Raw genomic sequence first — 19,157 nt, 5'->3', positions numbered from 1 at the left:
AAAATCAGAATAATAAATACAGTTATATCATTGAGGAGGAGAAATAAATGAAGAATTTATTAATTCATAATGGAACGATTATCGATGTAGACAATGGTGTATCTTTCGTAGGAGCTATCGAAGTGGAAGGAAGTAAGATTAAAAGAATCTATACACAGGATGAAGTATTACCAGAGGAAATGGAGACTATTGATGTAAAAGGTAAATATATTATTCCTGGACTAATTGATATGCATTGTCATATTAATGCAAGTTATGCGCCCCATTTTGTTGCTTCAGGGGTAACGACAGTACGAAATGCAGCAGGAAATGTTCTCTTACTAAAGAACTTAATTGAAAAACCGGATGATGCACCTACACCAAGAATTTATGCTTCAGATAGAATGATTGATGGAACACCTGGTCAATGGGGGCCAAACAGCTATGGTAATTGCGTAACAGATGATCCAGAAGAAGCAAGAAAAGAGGTTCGTAGGCAAGTAGAAGTAGGTGCGAAGTTTATAAAGCTGTACGGATGGATAAAAAGAGATGTGATGGAAGCGGCTGCAGATGAGGCGAAAAAGTATAACTTGGAGGTTGCCTGTGATTTAGTAAATTCTAAGGAACTAACTGCATTAGATGCAGCGGAATTAGGGGTTAATTGGTTAGAGCATGCATCTGGATTTGCACAGGAACTTTATAAAGGCTGGAATCCATTAGTGGACCAAGACGAGTGGAGTCATATAGACTGGGATAATCCAGATCAAGATAAAGTAAAGAAACTATGTGAGAAAATGCTAGGATACAATGTGAAATTATGTCCAACTATGGTTTGTTTTGATCAGTCCATGCTATATCCGGATTATTGGGCACCGGATAATAGTGTAATACGTGCAATAGAAAATAATAATCTTCTTATGAAAGAGTGGAAAAGTAATACAGAATATGTAGATACAGTAAAACTAAGAACTGCTACGATAAACAATTTAACAAAAGCAATCGCAAAGACCTATTATGATATGGGTGGAACGGTTGTAGCTGGAACGGATACTCCAGCCTTAATGTTTACATACCCTGGAATGGCATTGCACCGCGAACTAGAAATCTTTGTGGAAATTGGCTTCACAGAATTGGAAGCTCTACAAGCAGCAACGGTCAATGCGGCCAAGTCTATTAATCTAGATGAGATTGGCTCAATCCAAGAGGGGAAAATAGCAGACCTAATAATTCTAAATGAGAATCCATTAGAGAATATTAAGCACACAAAGGAAATAGACCTTATCATGAAAGGTGGAAAATTATACAATCAAGAGGAAATATTGCAAAGTGTCCCAAGCGAGGAAGAGGTTAACCAATCAATACAAGCATTTATCAAGGAATGGGAAGCGATTCATGTAGATGGTGTTAGAAATTAATGAAATCAAAACACTCACAAATATGGATAGTAAAATTTTTGTGAGTGTTTTTTTGAAAAAATAAATCTATCCATACCAGCATACCCCCAATTAAACGGAACCAATTGCGAAATAAATCGTATAACAGATAAATATCATCGGATCTTCATAGGATAAATAAGGGGGAAGTGGTATGACAGAATATCTTATTCCATTATTAGTTGTGATTGTGATAACAATCCTAGTTACGATAAAAAGAAGCAAAAAAGTAAAGTTTATTATATGGGGATTAGTGACAATGATTTTACTCCCCAAAATGCTAGGGTTACCATTAAGTATCTATTTATTTATTCTCATATTCCCAGATGCCCCATCTGGTATTCTTGCTGGACTTATCGCGATAGGAATTGTCATGCCACTAATATTTCTAGTAGGACTTGTACTTTTACTCATAGGAATTTTTAAGATAAAACGTGCTGATTTGGAAAATAATACGTAAATAAATGAAAACCAGTAAACATGCTTGCCATGGTTTACTGGTTTCATTCATACTCGTGAACATCAGTTCATTGATCTATTACCCTGCTTTTCGAGTTGGAGGTACCTCCATATCAACAGACAATTTTTCACTTCTGTTCTTATTCCCCTTCCAGAAAAATAAGGCAACAATGAATAAAGTCATGATGATTCCGCCTATATGTGCTGCTTGGTAAGATAAACCAAAACCAAGATTACTATCATATAAGATATAAGTAAATACCATATCCGTAATAAATATGGCAGGGACAAGTGCGATGAAATAATTCTTCTTTTTCACAAATAAATACATCGTACCAATCCAGAGGGCCAGTGCTGCGGTACCTTGGTTGGCAAATGAAAAATAACGCCATAGGATATTAAAATCAATAGTCGTTAACCAGTAAGAAACCACAAACATTGGAATTGCAATCGCTAAACGTTTTACCACTTTGATTTGATCCATTCTAATATAGTCGGCGATAATATTACGTGCTGCGCGGAATGCTGTATCACCAGAGGTTATTGGTAATACTACTGCACCAAGCACAGCAATTGTACCTCCAACCGCACCAAGTAATGTCATGGATACTTCATTCACTACAAGGGAGGCAGTACCTTGATTAATTAACCCTTGAAGACCTTGGCCATCAAATAAACTCATTGCAGCAGCTGCCCAAATCATTGCAATGATACCTTCAGCAACCATCATACCGTAAAAGATATAACGCCCTTGTTTTTCATTTTGAGTCGTTCTGGAAATAAGCGGAGATTGAGTTGCATGAAAACCAGATAAAGCACCACAAGTAATGGTTAGAAATAAGATTGGGAAAATTGGTAGGTCAGCTGGATGCCAGTTTGATAAAGATAATTCAGGAATGGGGTAGTCTGATATTAATAATGCTCCACCTACCCCTATTGTACCTACTAGTAACACTGCTCCGAAGAACGGATAAATCCGTCCAATTATCTTGTCAATTGGAAGAATAGTAGATAAGAGATAGTAAATAAAGATGAATAAAACAATTGCAATTACAGCAATTTTACCATCAATTAAGTTATGTAATAAGGACGCTGGTGTCGTAACAAAAACAGTCCCAACTAGTAACAATAATAGTAACGCAAAGAAGTTAACGAGATGTCGAGATATTTTCCCCAAAAACTTCCCAGCAAGCTCAGGAATATGAGCGCCTCGATTTCGAATGGAAATCATACCTGTTAAGTAATCATGCACAGCTCCAGCGAATATAGAACCAAGTACAATCCATAGGAAAGCCACTGGTCCATATAAAGCCCCCATGATTGGTCCAAAAATAGGACCAGTACCGGCAATATTCAATAGTTGTATCAATGCATTTTTCTGTTTATTCATCGGTACATAATCAACACCGTCTTTATTAGAATAAGCTGGTGTTGGTCTTTCTGCATTTGGTCCAAATACTTTTTCGATATATTTCCCATAGGTGAAATAAGCAATGACCAATGCAGCAACTGCGATTAGAAATGTAATCATGTTAATCACTCTCCCTATGTTTTTTAAGCGTTATCGCTTATAACTATCTTTACGAAGAAATACATAAAAATATAATCAATAGATATAATTAATTCATTTATATAGTACTATTATCTTAAATATAGACTTTTCAATAAATTATGTAAATTATCAACTACAATATGGAAAAATTGTATTATAATTATAATGGAAGAGGGTAATGGCTTAGCGATATAAGACAATGAAATATATTTTCTCTTATACCAGATTTAAACCTCTCTTATTTAAATGAGAAATTTAAAATAACGTATGTTCATTCAATATTACACTAGTAAAATAGACTTTTGAGGAAAGGAGAAATAACTGTATCTTCTAAAAGAGCAGATACAGTTTGAAGTTAAGTGCTAGGTATAAACCTGCGCTTCTTCTGGTCTAGAGCGATGGAAAAAATATTAATTATTGAAGATAATGTAGATGTAAGTAAATTATTAGCAGAGACTTTAGAAGGTGAAGGATATCAAGTGAGTACAGCACTTGATGGAATGGATGGTTTATATGAAGCACAACGTAATCAATACGACTTGATTTTATTGGACATTATGCTTCCATATAAAAGTGGTGAGGAAATCTTAAAAGAGATACGTTCTCAACATGACATACCGATCATAATCATATCAGCTAAAAATATGGTTACTACTAAGATCGACTTATTGCGTTTAGGGGCAGACGATTATATTACTAAACCATTTAACCTAGGCGAAGTTGCAGCTAGGGTTATGACTAACCTGCGTCATTATAATAGCCAGAAAAAACAAATAACATTTTGAAATATAGAGATTTAGAATTAGATATTACTAAAAAACAACTGACCATCTCCGGAGTGGAAATAGAACTTACCGGCAAGGAATATCTAATTATGGAATTACTAATGCGAAATCCTGAAAAAGTATATTCCAAAAGTAACATCTACGAATCTCTATGGAATCAAGAATACTTAGGAGATGATAATGCGGTAAAAACGCATATCAGTAATTTACGAAATAAATTAAAAACTATTAATCCGGAAATAGACTATGTTGAAACAGTCTGGGGGTTAGGATATCGCTTGTATAAGGTTTAAGTAAAAAAAATTCTTAAACCTTTTTTTATTTCTTAACCTTTTCTTAACTTTTAGTGTTTATAGTTAGTATCGAGGTGATGATGAGTGGCAGATTACATTTTAAAAACAAATGAGTTAACCAAGACATTTCGTCAGACGGATGCGTTACGTAACGTATCCATTACATTAGACCCCGGAAAAATATATGGACTAATAGGAAGTAATGGGGCAGGTAAAAGTACATTAATGAGAGTTATAGCGGGACTTAGCTTCCCTACATCCGGTAGCATGGAACTCTTTGGGAAAGAGAGTGCTAGAGCAATTCAAGCAGAACGTAAAAGAATAGGATGTATGATAGAATCACCGAGTCTCAATTTAGGTTTATCTGCTAAGGAGAACATCCGGTATCATAGAATTTTACGCGGAATTTCAAATGTAGAGCTTGAGGATGAACTCATTGAGTTAGTTGGATTGGGAGACACGGGGAAAAAGCAGGTGAAAGATTTTTCACTTGGTATGAAACAGAGATTAGGAATTGCTGTTTCACTGATAAACAATCCTGAGTTACTGATTCTAGACGAGCCAATTAACGGGCTTGATCCATTAGGGGTTAAAGAGATAAGGATATTACTGAAGAAGTTATGTGAAGAAAGACATATTACGGTTCTTATTTCCAGTCATAATCTACCAGAATTATATCAGGTAGCAACCGACTATATTATTATCCATGATGGGGAGATTAAACAAACCTTAACTCTAGGAGAGTTAGAGAATAAATGTCAAAGACATATTCTTATCGAGTGTGAAAAACCAGAGGATCTATTAGTAATATTAGAAAACGATTTAGGGACAACAAATTATAAGCTAATGCCTGACAAGACTATTAAGCTATATGATTATGTAGATGATAAGAAGAAAGTAGCCACTACAATTTTTGAGAATGGGATAATTACAACCAATTTTTCTGTTGAGGGAGACACGTTAGAAAACTATTTTATTTCTGTTATTGGAGGAGAAAAGAATGATTAATATCATTCAGGCTGATCTATATAAATTAAAAAAGTCTAAACCTATAAAAATCCTGTTTTTAATTATGTGGGCTGCCGCTGCTATTGTGACATTTGTGTCCTATTTAGTAGCACAAGGAAAGATTGGTATGGAAATAAGTGGTCCTATTTCGGGATTAAGTGATGTGATGACGATAGCAATTGTCGGACCGTTTTTAGCAGGGATATATATCTGTAGCGATTTTAGCAATAAATCTATCAATGATACCATCTCTTCATGTGGTATGGGTAGAGGAGTTGTCATTATAAGTAAGGCAATCGTCCTATATCTATTAGTACTTCTTATGATTTTACCCTACGCAGTAGTTACCATCATTGCATTTGCCACTGGAGCAGAGTTTTCCGAACCGTTTTCCGCATCTGTATTTCTCCATATATTAGCAAATCAGACGGATTTAAGTTTAACAGGTGCAGTAATTGGGAAAATGCTTGTCATAATGTTTGTTATGATGCTAGCATATGCATCCCAAATGAGTATAGGGATCATTCTAGCATTTGTTCTAAGAAAGACTTCTTTAGTTATATTCTTAGGGTTCGGGATTATATTAGTATTACAAATCTTAGGAGGAATAGGGACAGAGATTACAGCAATCGAAAAGTTTCTTTCCATCACCCCTTTTTCTGTTAATAATCAGGTGCTAGCAATGGATTCAGAAGTTAGCGACATATTAAAAGCAATCGGTGTTTGCTTCTTGTTTATAGTCTGGATGCTTAGCATTGCTAATGGAGCATTTAAAAAATCAGAAATTAAATAAATGGAAGGCTGATCAAAGTGAAGATTGTAGTTGTTGTACTGATAGTAATAATTTTTGTATTAGTCATCTATATCGGACTTATACAACTACAAGTGCGTAAAATTAATATGCAACTTGAAAAACGGTTGAGAGAGAATACCCGTCAGCCTGTAAGTATTGAGTTAATCAATAAAGATATCAATAGACTAACAGCGAATATTAATAAGTACCTTAAGGTGGAGGAAAATCTCCGCCTTAAGGGAATACGGGAAGATAAGAAGTTCAGGGAATTAATCGTGAATATTTCCCATGATTTGCGCACGCCACTTACAGCTATTAAGGGGTATCAGCAGTTGATGAAGAGAGAAGAGTTGTCTCAAGAGCAAATAAAAAGACTGAAAATTGCGGAAAAACACACCGAGGATTTAGAGAATCTTATTCAACACTTTTTTGAATATTCATACCTTACAAATGCAGAGCCCCAGATTGATTTAGAGAGGACAAACCTTAATAGTCTAGTAGGAGAATGTCTTGTTACTTTTATTCCTTACTTGGAAGAGAAAAATTTGTCCATTCGATTAACAGAATCACAATCTATCTTTGTACTAGCAGATAAACATCTGGTTAAGAGAATTATAAAGAACCTTATACAAAATTGTATTCAACATACTAAAGGGGTTATTGAGGTGAGTCTACTGGTGGAAGATAATGCTATCATTTCTTTCAAAAATCTAGTAAGGGATCTACCACATTCTGATGGAGAGCGACTTTTTGAGCGTTTCTATACCGGAGACAAAGCAAGAGGTAAGTCTGGTGGACTTGGTTTAGCTATCGTGAAGCTTCTTGCCGAGCAGATGGGAGGAAGCACTCAAGCGATTATAGAGGATGATACATTAGATATCCGCGTTAGTTTACCACTATATAGATAAGAAATTAGGGGTCATAGTTATTAAAATTTCAAGTAGGTGTATAAGATTGGAATGGAAAACAATAAAAGTTCATTTTAAAGATCCTATCTGTTTTATACAATTCAATCGACCTGAGGCAAAGAACGCAATCAATGAGATACTAATAAAAGAATGTACTCAAGTGATGAGGATATGTGAGGAAAGGTGCAGTATTGTTATATTTGAAGGGTCAAAAGACGTATTTTGTTTTGGCGCTGACCTGCAAGAAGTAGATGTAAATCAAAGTAGTGATCAATCCTATAGACCAGATGTACTTTATGACTTGTGGTTGAAGATGGCGAGTGGGCCGTTTATTACCATATCACACGTGCGTGGAAATGTGAACGCTGGAGGAGTGGGATTTGTTGCCGCAAGCGATATCGTTATCGCTGACGAGACAGCAGTATTTAGCTTATCGGAATTATTGTTCGGTTTATATCCTGCAATGGTTCTACCTTTTCTAACTAGAAAAATAGGTTATCAAAGAGCAAACTATTTAACGTTAAAGACAAATGGTATCAATGTCAAACAGGCCCATAGTTGGGGATTAGTTGATGCTTTTCAGCCTAATAGTAATTTGCTCTTAAAACAACACCTTACTCGTCTAACAAAGCTTCCAAAATCAGCGGTTATCCATTATAAGAACTATATGGCTGAGCTAAATGATACGCTTATTAAGAGTAAAAATAGTGCTGTTTCTGCTAATCGACAAATATTTACGGATAAAGATAACTTGAGTCGAATCTATCAATTTGTAGAAAATGGTGTACTACCATGGGAGGATTGAACAATGAATTCGGTAGTAGAGTTACGGGAAGTTAAACCAGGAATTGCATTACTTACAATGCAAGATAGAGAAAACAAAAATACTTTTACAAATGAATTTTTGCTAGGAATAAAAGATGCATTTGAAGAAGTGAAACATAACACTAAATTTAAAGTATTGGTAATTACCGGGTATGATAATTATTTTGCGTCAGGTGGTACGAAAGATGCCCTAATAGCTATTCAAGAAGGAAAAGCAAATTTTGATAAGATTTCTCCTGGAATCCCTAATATATACAGCCTTCCTTTAGACTGTGAAATTCCAGTAGTAGCTGCTGTACAAGGACATGCAATAGGTGGAGGTTTGGCGTTTGCATTGTTCTCAGATTTTATCATTCTTTCTAAGGAAAGTGTTTATACAGCTAACTTTATGAACTTTGGATTTACACCTGGGTTTGGTTCAACCTATATTTTTCCTGCTAAGCTAGGAATTACACTGGCTAAAGACATTTTGATAAGTGCTCGGAAGTTTCGTGGCGAGGAATTAAGAAAACGAGGCATTCCATTTGAAGTTTATCCGCGTAAAGAGGTATTAGGACAAGCACTGGAACTAGCAGAAATAATTGCGGAAAAACCACGTTTATCTCTGATTACGTTAAAGAATCAACTGGTCAAGGAGCATAGAAACGCGATTTCTGAAGTTATTAAACAAGAGGTTCAAATGCATGATATTACCTTTCACCAGCCGGAGGTGAAAGAAAATATTCAAAAACTATACATCGATCCTAGACAAGCCTGATTCGTATTCGATGTAACCTAACTAAAAATAGATTCTATCTAACATGGTGCTTTAGAAGTCTTTCAATAATCAGTATAAACAAATTGAATTAAAAAAGGATGTAGATGAATATGTCAAAAAATGAAATATTTGAGGTTCTATTAGAAAGTATATATGAAATTGTTCCAGAACTGGAAGGCGAAAAAATTACGATAGAAGATAGTTTACAAGATTTAGGGGCCAACTCAATAGACCGTGCAGAAATCATTATTACCACATTAGAAAGCATCAATGTTTCTATACCGATGATTAAATTTGGAGAAGCAAAGAATATCCAGGATATTGTAGAAATTATCGACATAGCAATCGATGAATTACATATTAATAGCTGAATCTGTGTTGGTATCGATTAGGAGTGTCATAGATGAATAATCAAGGGGTAGCAATAACAGGCTATGGCATAGTTTGTTCTATTGGTCATAATAGCGAGGAGTTCACAGAAGCTTTGAGGACTGGCAAGTCGGGAGTTAGTCAACTGAAGGATAGTAGAACAGGACTTGGAGTGAACATCGGAGCAGAAATAAAAGATTTCTCATTAAGAAACTATTTATTAGACGCAAATTTTTCAATAGACATGATTAATAGAGTAAAAAAAATGACGAGACGTGCTCCTCTCATGATGGAGACAGTAGTCGCTGCAGCACTGCAAGCAATGGAATGCGCAGGATTAAGCTTAGAACAACCTCCAACAAGTAGAACCTCCATTATAGTAGCTGGAAGTAACCTTTCACAGAATCTCAATTTTAATACTGCTGAGCGACATTTCGATAATCTAGAATTTGTGAGCCCTAACTATGCATTACAGTTTTTTGATACGAATATTATGGCAACGCTCAGTGAGCTGTTTAATATTCATGGTGAAGGCTATACGGTAGGCGGGGCTTCTGCAAGTGGAAACTCTGCTTTGCTTCAGGCTTATAGACTAATTAAAACAGGTTATGCTGATCAGTGTTTAGTGGCTGGGCCAATGTCAGATCTTTCACCAATCGAACTACAGAGCTTTTATAATCTTGGGGCACTTGGTGGTAATGGGGTAAAAGATCCCAAAGCGGCTTGCCGACCTTTTGACGCTGACCATGATGGATTTATTTATGGGCAGGGAAGCGGATGCTTGATTTTAGAATCGATTCAATCAGCTAAAAATAGGGGGGCCGATATACTGGCAGAGTTAGCTGGCGGGGCAATGATCTTAGATGGTAATCGTCTATCTGATGCGAGGGAGAGTGGTGAGGTTGCTGTTATGAAAAAGGCATTACTCGAAAGTAATATATCGATATCAGATATTGATTACATTAATGCACATGCTACTTCTACACCATTAGGTGATGAAATAGAAGCACGTTCGATAAAATCTGTTTTTAAAAATGAGATTAATCGAATTTGGATTAATTCTACCAAGAGTATGACCGGACATTGCCTTACTTCTGCAGGTATAATCGAGCTTATTGCATGCATAGAGCAGATGAAAAACGGCTTTATTCATCCTAATCTGAATTTAGAAAACCCAATTGATCCCGATTTGCGTTTTGCAGGTAGTCATTCTATCAATGTAGAAATAGATACAGTGATGAGTAACTCCTTTGGATTTGGTGGCATTAATACATCCATAATTTTGCGAAAGTCAGACCATTAACAAGTATGTAAGTAAGAGAATTATCTCTGAAAATAAAAAATGGAAAGGAAGGTATTTGAAATGAAAAGAGTTCAATTGTTTGAACTTATGGATTTTGAATGGTTTCCGAAATTTACTAGAGATCTTATTACCGATGTACTTTATTCAATGGCATCTAAAGAGAGTTTTTTTACGCAAATCATTCCCGTCGTTAAAAAAGTAATGGCGAAGACGAATTCCAACCAAATTGTAGATTTATGTTCAGGTGCAGGCGGACCATGGCTTAGTATGATAGATGAGGTCCAAGAAGAAAATAAGTCTATTAAACTTACATTTACAGATAAGTTTCCGAATAAAGAATCTGCTGAGAGAGTTTCAAAGGACTTTATAGGACAAGTAGAATATTATCGTGAATCAGTTGATGCAGCAGAAGTGCCGAGTAATTTAACTGGTGTAAGAACTATATTTGGTGGGTTCCATCACATGAATCCAACTGTTGCTACAAACATCCTTAAAAATGCAGCAGAGAAACGTGAGGGTATTGTTGTTGGAGAGGTTATGTTAATGCCTCCCACATTCGCGTGGATTACACTTCCTATTCTATTACTTCTTTCTCCATTGTTTTTAATCTTCTATTGGTTTCATTTCGCGAAGGTAATGAAAGGAAAACCTTTGACCGTTATGGGAAGACTACTAATTACCTACTTAATTCCGATTGCACCATTAGTAATGATGTTTGACACATTTATTTCGATTGTTCGAGTTTATACAAAAGATGAATTAAAACAGATTACAGATACCATCCAAGTAGAGGGTTACACCTGGGAAGTAGACATGGTGAAAATGGAGAAAAACGGCCCACCAGTTGTTTACGTTGCAGGTTATCCGAATGAAAATTTAATAGTGAGAGGAGAATAATTTAATGCAGGATTCATCGAACAACAAATTATTAAAGCAGTCGCTTTTTACTATTCAAAAATTACGTAAACAACTAGAAGAAGCTAATCAAAATCGAAATTTAGAACCGGTAGCTGTTGTTGGAATGGCATGTAGATTTCCAGGCGGTTGTAACTCACCAGAGGAATATTGGGAACTATTGAAAAAGGGTGAAGATACTATTGTGGATATTCCCGGAGATAGATGGGATGCAGAAGAACATTATGATCCTTCACCAGATACAATCGGTAAAATGTATGTGAAGCAAGGTAACTTTTTACAACGTGATGTATCGGAGTTTGATGCGAGATTCTTTAAAATATCATCCGCTGAAGCAAATTCTATGGATCCACAGCAACGTCAGTTATTAGAGGTATGTTGGGAATCTCTCGAAAATGCTGGCCAAAACCCAAATCAACTTAAGGGAAGTAAAACGGGTGTATTTATTGGGATATCTGGAACGAATGAATATGCTATGCTTCCACAGGATCAATCTAAAGTTAATCAATACATCGGAACAGGAACTACCGCAAGTATTGCTTCCGGGAGAATATCGTATGTCCTTGGTTTTAATGGTCCATCCATGTCGATTGATACGGCTTGCTCATCTTCCTTAGTAAGTACTCATATAGCAGTTGAATCCTTGCGCCGAGGAGAATGTAATATGGCGTTAGCAGGTGGAGTGAATTTAATGCTCTCACCGATTGTCATGTCTAATTTAAGTATGATGAACGCTATTTCAAAAGATGGAAAATGTAAACCTTTCGATGCGAATGGATCTGGTTACGGACGAGGTGAAGGCTGCGGCATCCTAGTATTAAAAAGACTTGAGGATGCAAAAAAGATGGAGATACTATTTATGCGTTAATTCGTGGTGGCTCCGTAAATAATGATGGTGCTAGCAGTGGCTTAACTGTTCCGAATGGAAAAGCACAGAAGATGGTTATGGAGTCTGCCTTAGCGGCATGTAATATTAAACCAGATGAAGTTAGTTACTTAGAAGCTCATGGTACAGGAACACCTCTAGGAGATCCTATTGAGGTTGGCGCAATTACAGAAGTATTCCAAAGTGAAAATAGAGTGAATCCTTTAATGATTGGTGCTGTTAAAGGGAATATTGGACATCTCGAAAGTGCAGCGGGAGTAGCATCCGTAATGAAGGTTGTCCTAAGCCTTTATCATAAGGAGATACCACCTATTACAAATTCAGATGTGCCGAATCCACGAATTAATTTTGAGAAAATACCAGCAAAGCTACCTCGTGAACATACTCCATGGTTTGTTCCAGAAGGGAAAGAAAGAATTGCCGGTATTAGTTCATTTGGCTTTAGTGGGACAAATGCTCATATTATCCTGTCAGAATCTCCAAAGAAGGAGTTACCGAATCATGATCGTTTTCCATCTTACTTATTACATTTAAGTGCAAAAGATGAAAATGCGTTACAGGAATTAGTAGCAAGATATGACGAGTATTTCCAGAACCACCCTGAAGCAAATATTAAGGATGTTTGTTATGTCGCGAATGCTTGTCGTCCGAATTATGCTCACCGTGCTGTATTTATAGGGAAGCACGCAGATGACTTCAGAGGACGGTTTAAAGAATATTTAGCACGGGTGGGATCGGACAAGTCTGGTGATCATAATGGAAACAGAATTAATCAAATAATTGAAAGTAATATTGTAAACCGATCAACCTTTAATGAATTACATAACGGACAGACTTATTATGCAAAAATTAATGAACAATTCCCTCCAAAAATTGCTTTTATCTTCGGGGGTAATGCGGAAGAAATACTAGAAAACGCAGTCGATATTTATCACATGTTTTCTATTTTTGAGGAAGAGTTTAATCGTTGTTTAGAATACTTCGAACCGTACTATGGTTCAGGACTAATGGATGCTTTTCTGAAAAAGGATTATTCTGACGACAAGCAGGATGTTAAGTACATGTACTTGTTCGTAGTAGAATATGCCATGATGCGATTATTGGAATCGCTTGGCATTAAACCAGAAATTACATTTGGTGAAAGAACTGGAAATTATATTGCTGCCGTAACTGCTGGCGTCATGAATATAGAGACGGCTGTTAAACTATTTGTAGAAGCTCAGAAGTTGACTAGAAAATTGGATATAAAATTTTCTAGAGTTTTTGCAGAGTTGGAACAGGTAGAAGAAGTCCTACAAGGAGATATGGAAGGAGTATATATTTCGGGTTCGTATTCCCAAAATGAGATTATAATATCTGGTCGAGCATCTGATTTGGAGAAAGCATCATTGCAATTTACTAAAATGGGTATTGAAACTGAGCAATATGAGGAATTTGGTATGCCTTCAGGTTTATTTGAAACTGATATAGAAGCGTATGGAGAGAGTATTAGTGATGATGTTTTCTCCAAACCAAAATGTCGATATGTATTGGCAAATACAGGTGAAGCACTTCGTAGCTCAAAGAAACTTACCGTCGATGACTGGAAGAAGAATCTTACTTCCACCATTAACTATGAAAAATCACTAGATTCACTATATCAACAAGGGTATCGCCATATTGTTGTTATAGGTGATCCAACTTCTTCTAATGGGAATAAAAGCTTATTATTCGAAAAGGAAGATGTCGTATGTATTCCATTAGTTAGTGATGGATATAATAGTTTTGTAGAGTTATTGCAAGGACTCGGGAAATTATTGTGTCTAGGCTCTACAATTAATTGGAATAGTTATTATCAAGGCTTCTCCTATCATAAGCCAGTATTGCCGAATTATCCTTTTGCAAAGACAAAATTCTGGATTGCTCCACCTTCTCTCGAAGAATTGAATATGGATACGAATATTTCCAATACCATTAATCCATTAAAAGGAAAGGAAATAGACTTACCATATCGACAAAAGCAATATTCATTTATATTTAACTATCAAAATTTACCAGAGCTTATCGATAATTCGGGTGTCGTTCATGTCGGATACTATACTGAAATGCTTGCAGATACCGTAAATAATCTCCAAGATAAGGTGAATTACGTTGTTAAAGATATGGAATTTATCAGTCCAATGATGATCTTTGAGAATGAGGTAAAAGAGATATTATTAGTATTAGAAGATAAGAACCAGGTTATTGAATACCAATTTCATAGTAAGAGTAAAGAACAGAGGTCGTGGAACTTACACGTAAAAGGAACCATGACCATGGATAAGAAGGATGTTGATATAACGGATACAGTTGCTATTAACGCTATCAAATCCAATTACCAGGGCAATAATTCTGGAGAAAGTTTTTATAATATTCTGGAACAACGTGGGTTCCGATTTGGTCCATCTGTCCAATGGGTTGATGAAATTTGGTATCAAGAAAGCGAAGCCTTAATAAAGATTAAAAATAATGCAGTAAAAGAAGAAGACTATGCCTTGAGTATTCATCCAGGGGTAATCGATAGTTGTGCGCAAGTATTTAACTTCGTGCCTATTGATTCGATGTCGGAAAATAAAAAATTTATGATTTCTAGATTAGGAGATTCGACACTCAAATCGATACAGCGAACGGAATCGTTATATGCGTACATTAATGTATTCCAGTACGATGATGAACAAGGTGAGATTAAGGGTGTAATTAAACTATTAGATGGATCTGGTAAAACGTTAATCTCTCTTGATGGAGTTGTGTTAAAGGAGTTTAATGAAGCATATCTTGGTGCTATGAAGGAACTTATGGAAGCAGCACCTGCCTCAAGAACAAAAGAGGAAAGTTCATTCTTAAGAAGGTATGAAGCGGCAGATACTGAAGAAAGATTGGATATGTTAACTAACTATGTCCGTGAAATATTTGCTTCTATTGTTGAAATGGAGCCAGAAGAATTAGATATCAGTACTCCAATGGATGAATATGGATTAGATTCGATGATGGGATTACAATTCCATGGTAAACTAACCCAGCTATTAGATACATCCTTATCATTTGTAGATTTGATTCAGTCAACAACTATAACAGAGGTTGCATTAACACTGACTCAATTCCTACCTGGGGGAGAAGAATTTGCAGGACAACTAAAATCTAAGGAGAATAATCAGGCGGTTGACAGTATAGAGACTTGGATTTATGACTACAAACCTAATGCTGAAGCGAAAGTCCGTATTTTCTGTTTTCCTTATGGATTTGGAAGTGCGGATATGTATAGAGAGTGGCAGGAAAGACTTGGTCCAGAAATCGAAGTTTGTCCTATAAAGCTCCCAGGCTTCGACTTTGAGAGAATGAATGAAAGTATATCAACAGACATAGATGAATTTATCGATACACTTATCGATGCCTTGGGAGACGTCCTTACTGAAAAACCTTGTATGACATTTGGTCATAGCTGGGGTTCATTGTTTGCTTATCGGATGGCATATAAACTTTCTAAAATATCAGATGTTGATTTTCAAAAGTTATTTGTATCTGGTTATACTTCGCCAGTATTACCGAATACAAGCTTAATGGAGATTTTAAGTGAATTAAAACTACTTGGTATCGATCATATCCCTGATTTTGAAGAAATTAAGGCTACTGCATCTTCTGATTTAGTAAGTAAAGCCTTTATGAGAGGATGGGGGATAGATGAGGAGGCAATCAATGACCTACTAGAGGGAACGAAACTAACATTGCCATTGATCGTATCCGCGTACCGTATTGTTGAAAGGTATGTATATGATCAATCTGAAGAGTTCCATATTCCTATTGTTGGTTTCCACGGAGTCGACGATGAAAGGGTTCTATTAGATGATATGAATGCATGGGACGATATAACAACTGAATCATTTAAGCTATACACCATGGCTGGAGATCATGTATTTATTGATAAAAGTCAATCTGAGGAAAGAATACTAGAAATATTAAAAGATGAAGTAGACGAGAGTATCAAAATGAAGAGATAACATCTAAATACTAGTTAAGCAAAAATATAGATTAAGAGGATCACATATGTGTTTCTATGGGATGAAGAAATTCTTAGATTAGAATTTCTTCATCTGAACTTTTTTATTTCAAATATGGGGTTGAACTAACTAAAAACTCCTTACACGATGCTTTTAGTAAAACGTTAGGAAAAGAGGTAAATTATGCATAAATTAGCAATTGAAGTAAAGGATATAAAAAAATCCCTTCAAGACCGTGACATTTTAAAAGGGATAAGTTTTGAAGTAGAACAAGGAGATATATTTGGTTTCATTGGACCAAATGGGGCTGGAAAAACTACTACAATAAGAATTTTATTAGGATTATATAAATACGATTCTGGTAGTGCGACCATTATGGGGCGTGATGTTGCAGATGATGAAGCTAGAAAAAAAGTTGGTTTTGTTATTGATGGGGATGGGTTATATGACAATATGACTGCAATTGCTAATCTCGAATATTATCAAATGATTTATGAAAAGTCGGTAGATAAAAAGAAAATAGGGAAAGTATTAGAACTTGTCGGTCTAGCTGATCGAGCGAGAGATAAGGCACAAACATTTTCTAAAGGGATGAGACAGAGATTAGCTCTAGCAAGGGCTCTTGTCCATGATCCGGAAGTTCTAATTCTGGACGAGCCAACATCTGGAATTGACCCTTCTGCACAGTTGGACATAAGGAAAATATTATTGGATATTGTTCAAAATGAAAAAAAGACAGTATTTTTCAGTTCTCATAATATGGATGAAGTACAAAAAATTTGTAATCGAATTGCTTTGCTCGATAAGGGTGAAATCAAATTATATGGCCATCTGGATGAATTGCGAAAGCAGATGGGTAAAAATGTTCTTACAGTGCATACGAGTAGCGAAATAAATCAAGATAATTTAGACGAGATTAAGCAAAAGAAAGATTTTGGTTTTTATAAAATACAAGACGGCAATCTATTATTTACCCCGTCCATTAATGTTAAAACTTCTGACATCATTAATCAGTTGGTGAAAGTTGGTATTGAAGTAGATGAAGTTGCTAAAAAAGAATCTTCTTTGGAGGAAATGTACAATAATATTGTAAGGGAGGCTGAGGATAAATGAGAATGGGGCCAATAATTAATGCCAGTTTAAGAAGTATCTTTCAATTCAAATCTTTGATTATTGTGTATTTGGGAATTGTATTAATATGTGCTTTGGCCATTGGTTTAATTGGATCAAAGCTAATTATTGAACCAATCATGAGTAACGGTTTAATCAATAAAAGTAGTCTTAGTTATTACATAGGAATCATTGGTTATAGCACTGCGTTCATTTTAACAGGGATTAATTATTGTGTTTTGTTTTCAGTTCCTCTAACACGTGATAAAGTCAATAAAGTGATTGAATCCCTACTAGCTACAGCATCAAGTGTAAAAGAAGTTTGGGTAGCCAAGAGTGTTGCCCTGTTTATCCCTGGATTACTTATCGGGGTTTTCATTCCGTATCTGCTAACTGAATATTTTAGCTTGACTTATCTATCCTCAAGCTTTTTTGCATCCACTAATATTTGGATTTTATTAAGTACATATTTAGCAGTACCAGTTATGTTCTTCTGTTTAAGCTTATTGATTCATTTTGTTGGGCTTGTAGGAAATGTTGAGAATGGAATAGTAATTGCCTCCATATTTCTACCTTCAATTTCTGCACTTTTTATAAACCTTTTAGCCCGTAATGTAATCTCGTTAGATACGCCATTATTCTTTTTGGGGAATATTGCTATCGCATTAATTTTGTATCTGATTTGTATGGCAAATCGTTCGAAACTAAACAAGGAGGATATTGTTTTATCATGTCAAAGTTAAAATTTAAAAGAATATCCGTCGTGTTTAAGCGTGATTATAATGAATTTATTAAATGGAAGTCCTATAATATTCTCCTTTTTTTGTTTGGAATACTTATAATACTAGCCATATTGATGACTAATTTTATCTTGCCAAATATGACCTGGATGAATGGGCAAAATGATGATCATATTTATCAGATAATTACATTCCACATTCTCTTATTATTGGCTATGGCACCACTGATAATAAGTATACCTCTTTTTACCAGTGGGCCATTTACCCGAGAAAAGGCAAATGGCGTAATATCTGCATTATTATCTACGCAACTTAGACAAGAAGAAATTTGGTTAGGGAAAAGTTTTGCGGTGTTTGTACCGACCTTTACCATTTCATTTGTTTCATCATTAATAGCTACATATGCAGTTAGTAAACTAATAACGATACCGGCAGCATTATTATTTACTATCTTTTTGATTACACCACTTATGTACTTAGGGTTAACAATATTTACAGTACAATTGTCGATGATTCTTAGCTCAGAATTGTCAATTGCACCTTCTTATCTCGTTGGAATGTTGTTATTAATTGGTATACCTGTGGGGTCACTTACAGGATATCTAGATATTAGTTCATGGAAATTTTCACTTCTTTGTGCATTGTTAACAGTCTTCACCTGGATATTAGTTTGGTTCTATTCCATTTATCTTACGAAGGAACGTATTATTCTATCAAAATAATTATGATACTTCTATCATCCTTTTTGAACGAATCACAACTTACAGAAGAGGGTGTCAGTCTGCGAAACTGATCCCCTTTCCAAACCATTCCTATGATATCTACATCTCTATTTAAATTTATAGAAAAAACTTAAGAAAGGAAGGACAAATTTCCCTTCTTTTCTAGAGTTTTAATGATACTCGTACATTTCAAGTGAAAACCTTTTATTAATTCATCCTTTTTCAATAAATTTTCCCAGGTTAAAAAAAATTTACTTAAACCTGCAAAAATAGACAAATTCGGCTTAATTCTGGCGAGTGTGTACGT

At 35.5% G+C, this 19,157-nt stretch carries 18 protein-coding genes; 17 read left to right on the top strand and 1 reads right to left on the bottom strand.

Annotated elements, in window-relative coordinates; all coding sequences use genetic code 11:
* Positions 1-47 precede the first annotated feature (47 nt).
* Together G5W_RS0103955 and G5W_RS0103950 are read left to right on the top strand one after the other, a co-directional pair.
* Positions 48-1,394 carry an amidohydrolase family protein gene (locus tag G5W_RS0103955; protein WP_010094426.1) on the top strand — a complete coding sequence of 449 codons (1,347 nt, stop codon included), beginning with the start codon at positions 48-50 and terminating at the stop codon, positions 1,392-1,394.
* Positions 1,395-1,566: 172 nt separating this feature from the next.
* A complete protein-coding gene (locus tag G5W_RS0103950; RefSeq protein ID WP_010094424.1) occupies positions 1,567-1,872 on the top strand; it encodes a hypothetical protein in 306 nt (101 codons plus the stop codon).
* 78 nt (positions 1,873-1,950) lie between these two features.
* On the opposite strand, the gene G5W_RS0103945 is transcribed toward G5W_RS0103950, so the two are convergent.
* The gene (locus G5W_RS0103945) at positions 1,951-3,402 is read right to left on the bottom strand and encodes a carbon starvation CstA family protein (RefSeq protein WP_010094422.1); all 1,452 of its coding nucleotides are present in this window, start codon (positions 3,400-3,402) and stop codon (positions 1,951-1,953) included.
* A 380-nt stretch (positions 3,403-3,782) separates the two neighbouring features.
* Between G5W_RS0103945 and G5W_RS24175 the strand changes: the two genes are divergently transcribed.
* The 15 genes from G5W_RS24175 (at position 3,783) to G5W_RS0103875 (ending at position 18,850) form a co-directional block, all read left to right on the top strand.
* Positions 3,783-4,208 (top strand): response regulator transcription factor, encoded by a 426-nt coding sequence (locus G5W_RS24175; protein ID WP_237706195.1) that lies wholly within the window; start codon positions 3,783-3,785, stop codon positions 4,206-4,208.
* 89 nt (positions 4,209-4,297) lie between these two features.
* Positions 4,298-4,501: a winged helix-turn-helix domain-containing protein gene (locus G5W_RS24170; RefSeq protein ID WP_237706194.1), complete on the top strand. Its 204-nt coding sequence runs from the start codon at positions 4,298-4,300 to the stop codon at positions 4,499-4,501.
* Positions 4,502-4,585: 84 nt separating this feature from the next.
* The gene (locus G5W_RS0103935; protein WP_010094421.1) at positions 4,586-5,509 is read left to right on the top strand and encodes an ABC transporter ATP-binding protein; all 924 of its coding nucleotides are present in this window, start codon (positions 4,586-4,588) and stop codon (positions 5,507-5,509) included.
* Positions 5,502-6,302, top strand: a complete 801-nt coding sequence (locus G5W_RS0103930) for a hypothetical protein (protein WP_010094418.1) — start codon at positions 5,502-5,504, stop codon at positions 6,300-6,302. The genes G5W_RS0103935 and G5W_RS0103930 overlap by 8 nt, the downstream gene beginning before the upstream one ends.
* A gap of 17 nt (positions 6,303-6,319) precedes the next feature.
* Entirely contained in the window at positions 6,320-7,210 is an 891-nt protein-coding gene (locus G5W_RS0103925; RefSeq protein WP_010094416.1) for a sensor histidine kinase, read from the top strand.
* A gap of 46 nt (positions 7,211-7,256) precedes the next feature.
* Positions 7,257-8,015, top strand: coding sequence for an enoyl-CoA hydratase/isomerase (locus tag G5W_RS0103920; protein ID WP_010094414.1), 759 nt, complete (start codon positions 7,257-7,259; stop codon positions 8,013-8,015).
* A 3-nt stretch (positions 8,016-8,018) separates the two neighbouring features.
* Positions 8,019-8,792, top strand: a complete 774-nt coding sequence (locus G5W_RS0103915) for a polyketide synthase (protein ID WP_010094413.1) — start codon at positions 8,019-8,021, stop codon at positions 8,790-8,792.
* A 110-nt stretch (positions 8,793-8,902) separates the two neighbouring features.
* Positions 8,903-9,163 (top strand): acyl carrier protein, encoded by a 261-nt coding sequence (locus G5W_RS0103910; RefSeq protein WP_010094411.1) that lies wholly within the window; start codon positions 8,903-8,905, stop codon positions 9,161-9,163.
* Between the two features lie 32 nt (positions 9,164-9,195).
* The gene (locus tag G5W_RS0103905) at positions 9,196-10,464 is read left to right on the top strand and encodes a beta-ketoacyl synthase N-terminal-like domain-containing protein (protein ID WP_010094408.1); all 1,269 of its coding nucleotides are present in this window, start codon (positions 9,196-9,198) and stop codon (positions 10,462-10,464) included.
* Positions 10,465-10,524: 60 nt separating this feature from the next.
* Positions 10,525-11,361: a hypothetical protein gene (locus G5W_RS0103900; protein ID WP_010094407.1), complete on the top strand. Its 837-nt coding sequence runs from the start codon at positions 10,525-10,527 to the stop codon at positions 11,359-11,361.
* A 4-nt stretch (positions 11,362-11,365) separates the two neighbouring features.
* A complete protein-coding gene (locus tag G5W_RS22635; RefSeq protein ID WP_010094405.1) occupies positions 11,366-12,247 on the top strand; it encodes a beta-ketoacyl synthase N-terminal-like domain-containing protein in 882 nt (293 codons plus the stop codon).
* Positions 12,235-16,278 carry a thioesterase domain-containing protein gene (locus G5W_RS22630; RefSeq protein WP_337445653.1) on the top strand — a complete coding sequence of 1,348 codons (4,044 nt, stop codon included), beginning with the start codon at positions 12,235-12,237 and terminating at the stop codon, positions 16,276-16,278. The genes G5W_RS22635 and G5W_RS22630 overlap by 13 nt, the downstream gene beginning before the upstream one ends.
* Positions 16,279-16,461: 183 nt before the next feature.
* Entirely contained in the window at positions 16,462-17,391 is a 930-nt protein-coding gene (locus G5W_RS0103885) for an ABC transporter ATP-binding protein (protein ID WP_010094401.1), read from the top strand.
* The gene (locus G5W_RS0103880; protein WP_010094399.1) at positions 17,388-18,131 is read left to right on the top strand and encodes a hypothetical protein; all 744 of its coding nucleotides are present in this window, start codon (positions 17,388-17,390) and stop codon (positions 18,129-18,131) included. Before G5W_RS0103885 ends, G5W_RS0103880 begins: the two co-directional genes overlap by 4 nt.
* Complete coding sequence (locus tag G5W_RS0103875) at positions 18,119-18,850, top strand: ABC transporter permease (RefSeq protein ID WP_010094397.1); 732 nt, start codon at positions 18,119-18,121, stop codon at positions 18,848-18,850. The genes G5W_RS0103880 and G5W_RS0103875 overlap by 13 nt, the downstream gene beginning before the upstream one ends.
* The last annotated feature ends 307 nt before the right edge of the window (positions 18,851-19,157 follow it).

The organism is Ornithinibacillus scapharcae TW25, assembly GCF_000190475.1.
Lineage (GTDB): Bacteria > Bacillota > Bacilli > Bacillales > Amphibacillaceae > Ornithinibacillus > Ornithinibacillus scapharcae.
Note: the sequence above shows the minus strand (reverse complement) of the source record. Positions and strands in the feature narration are given on the sequence as shown.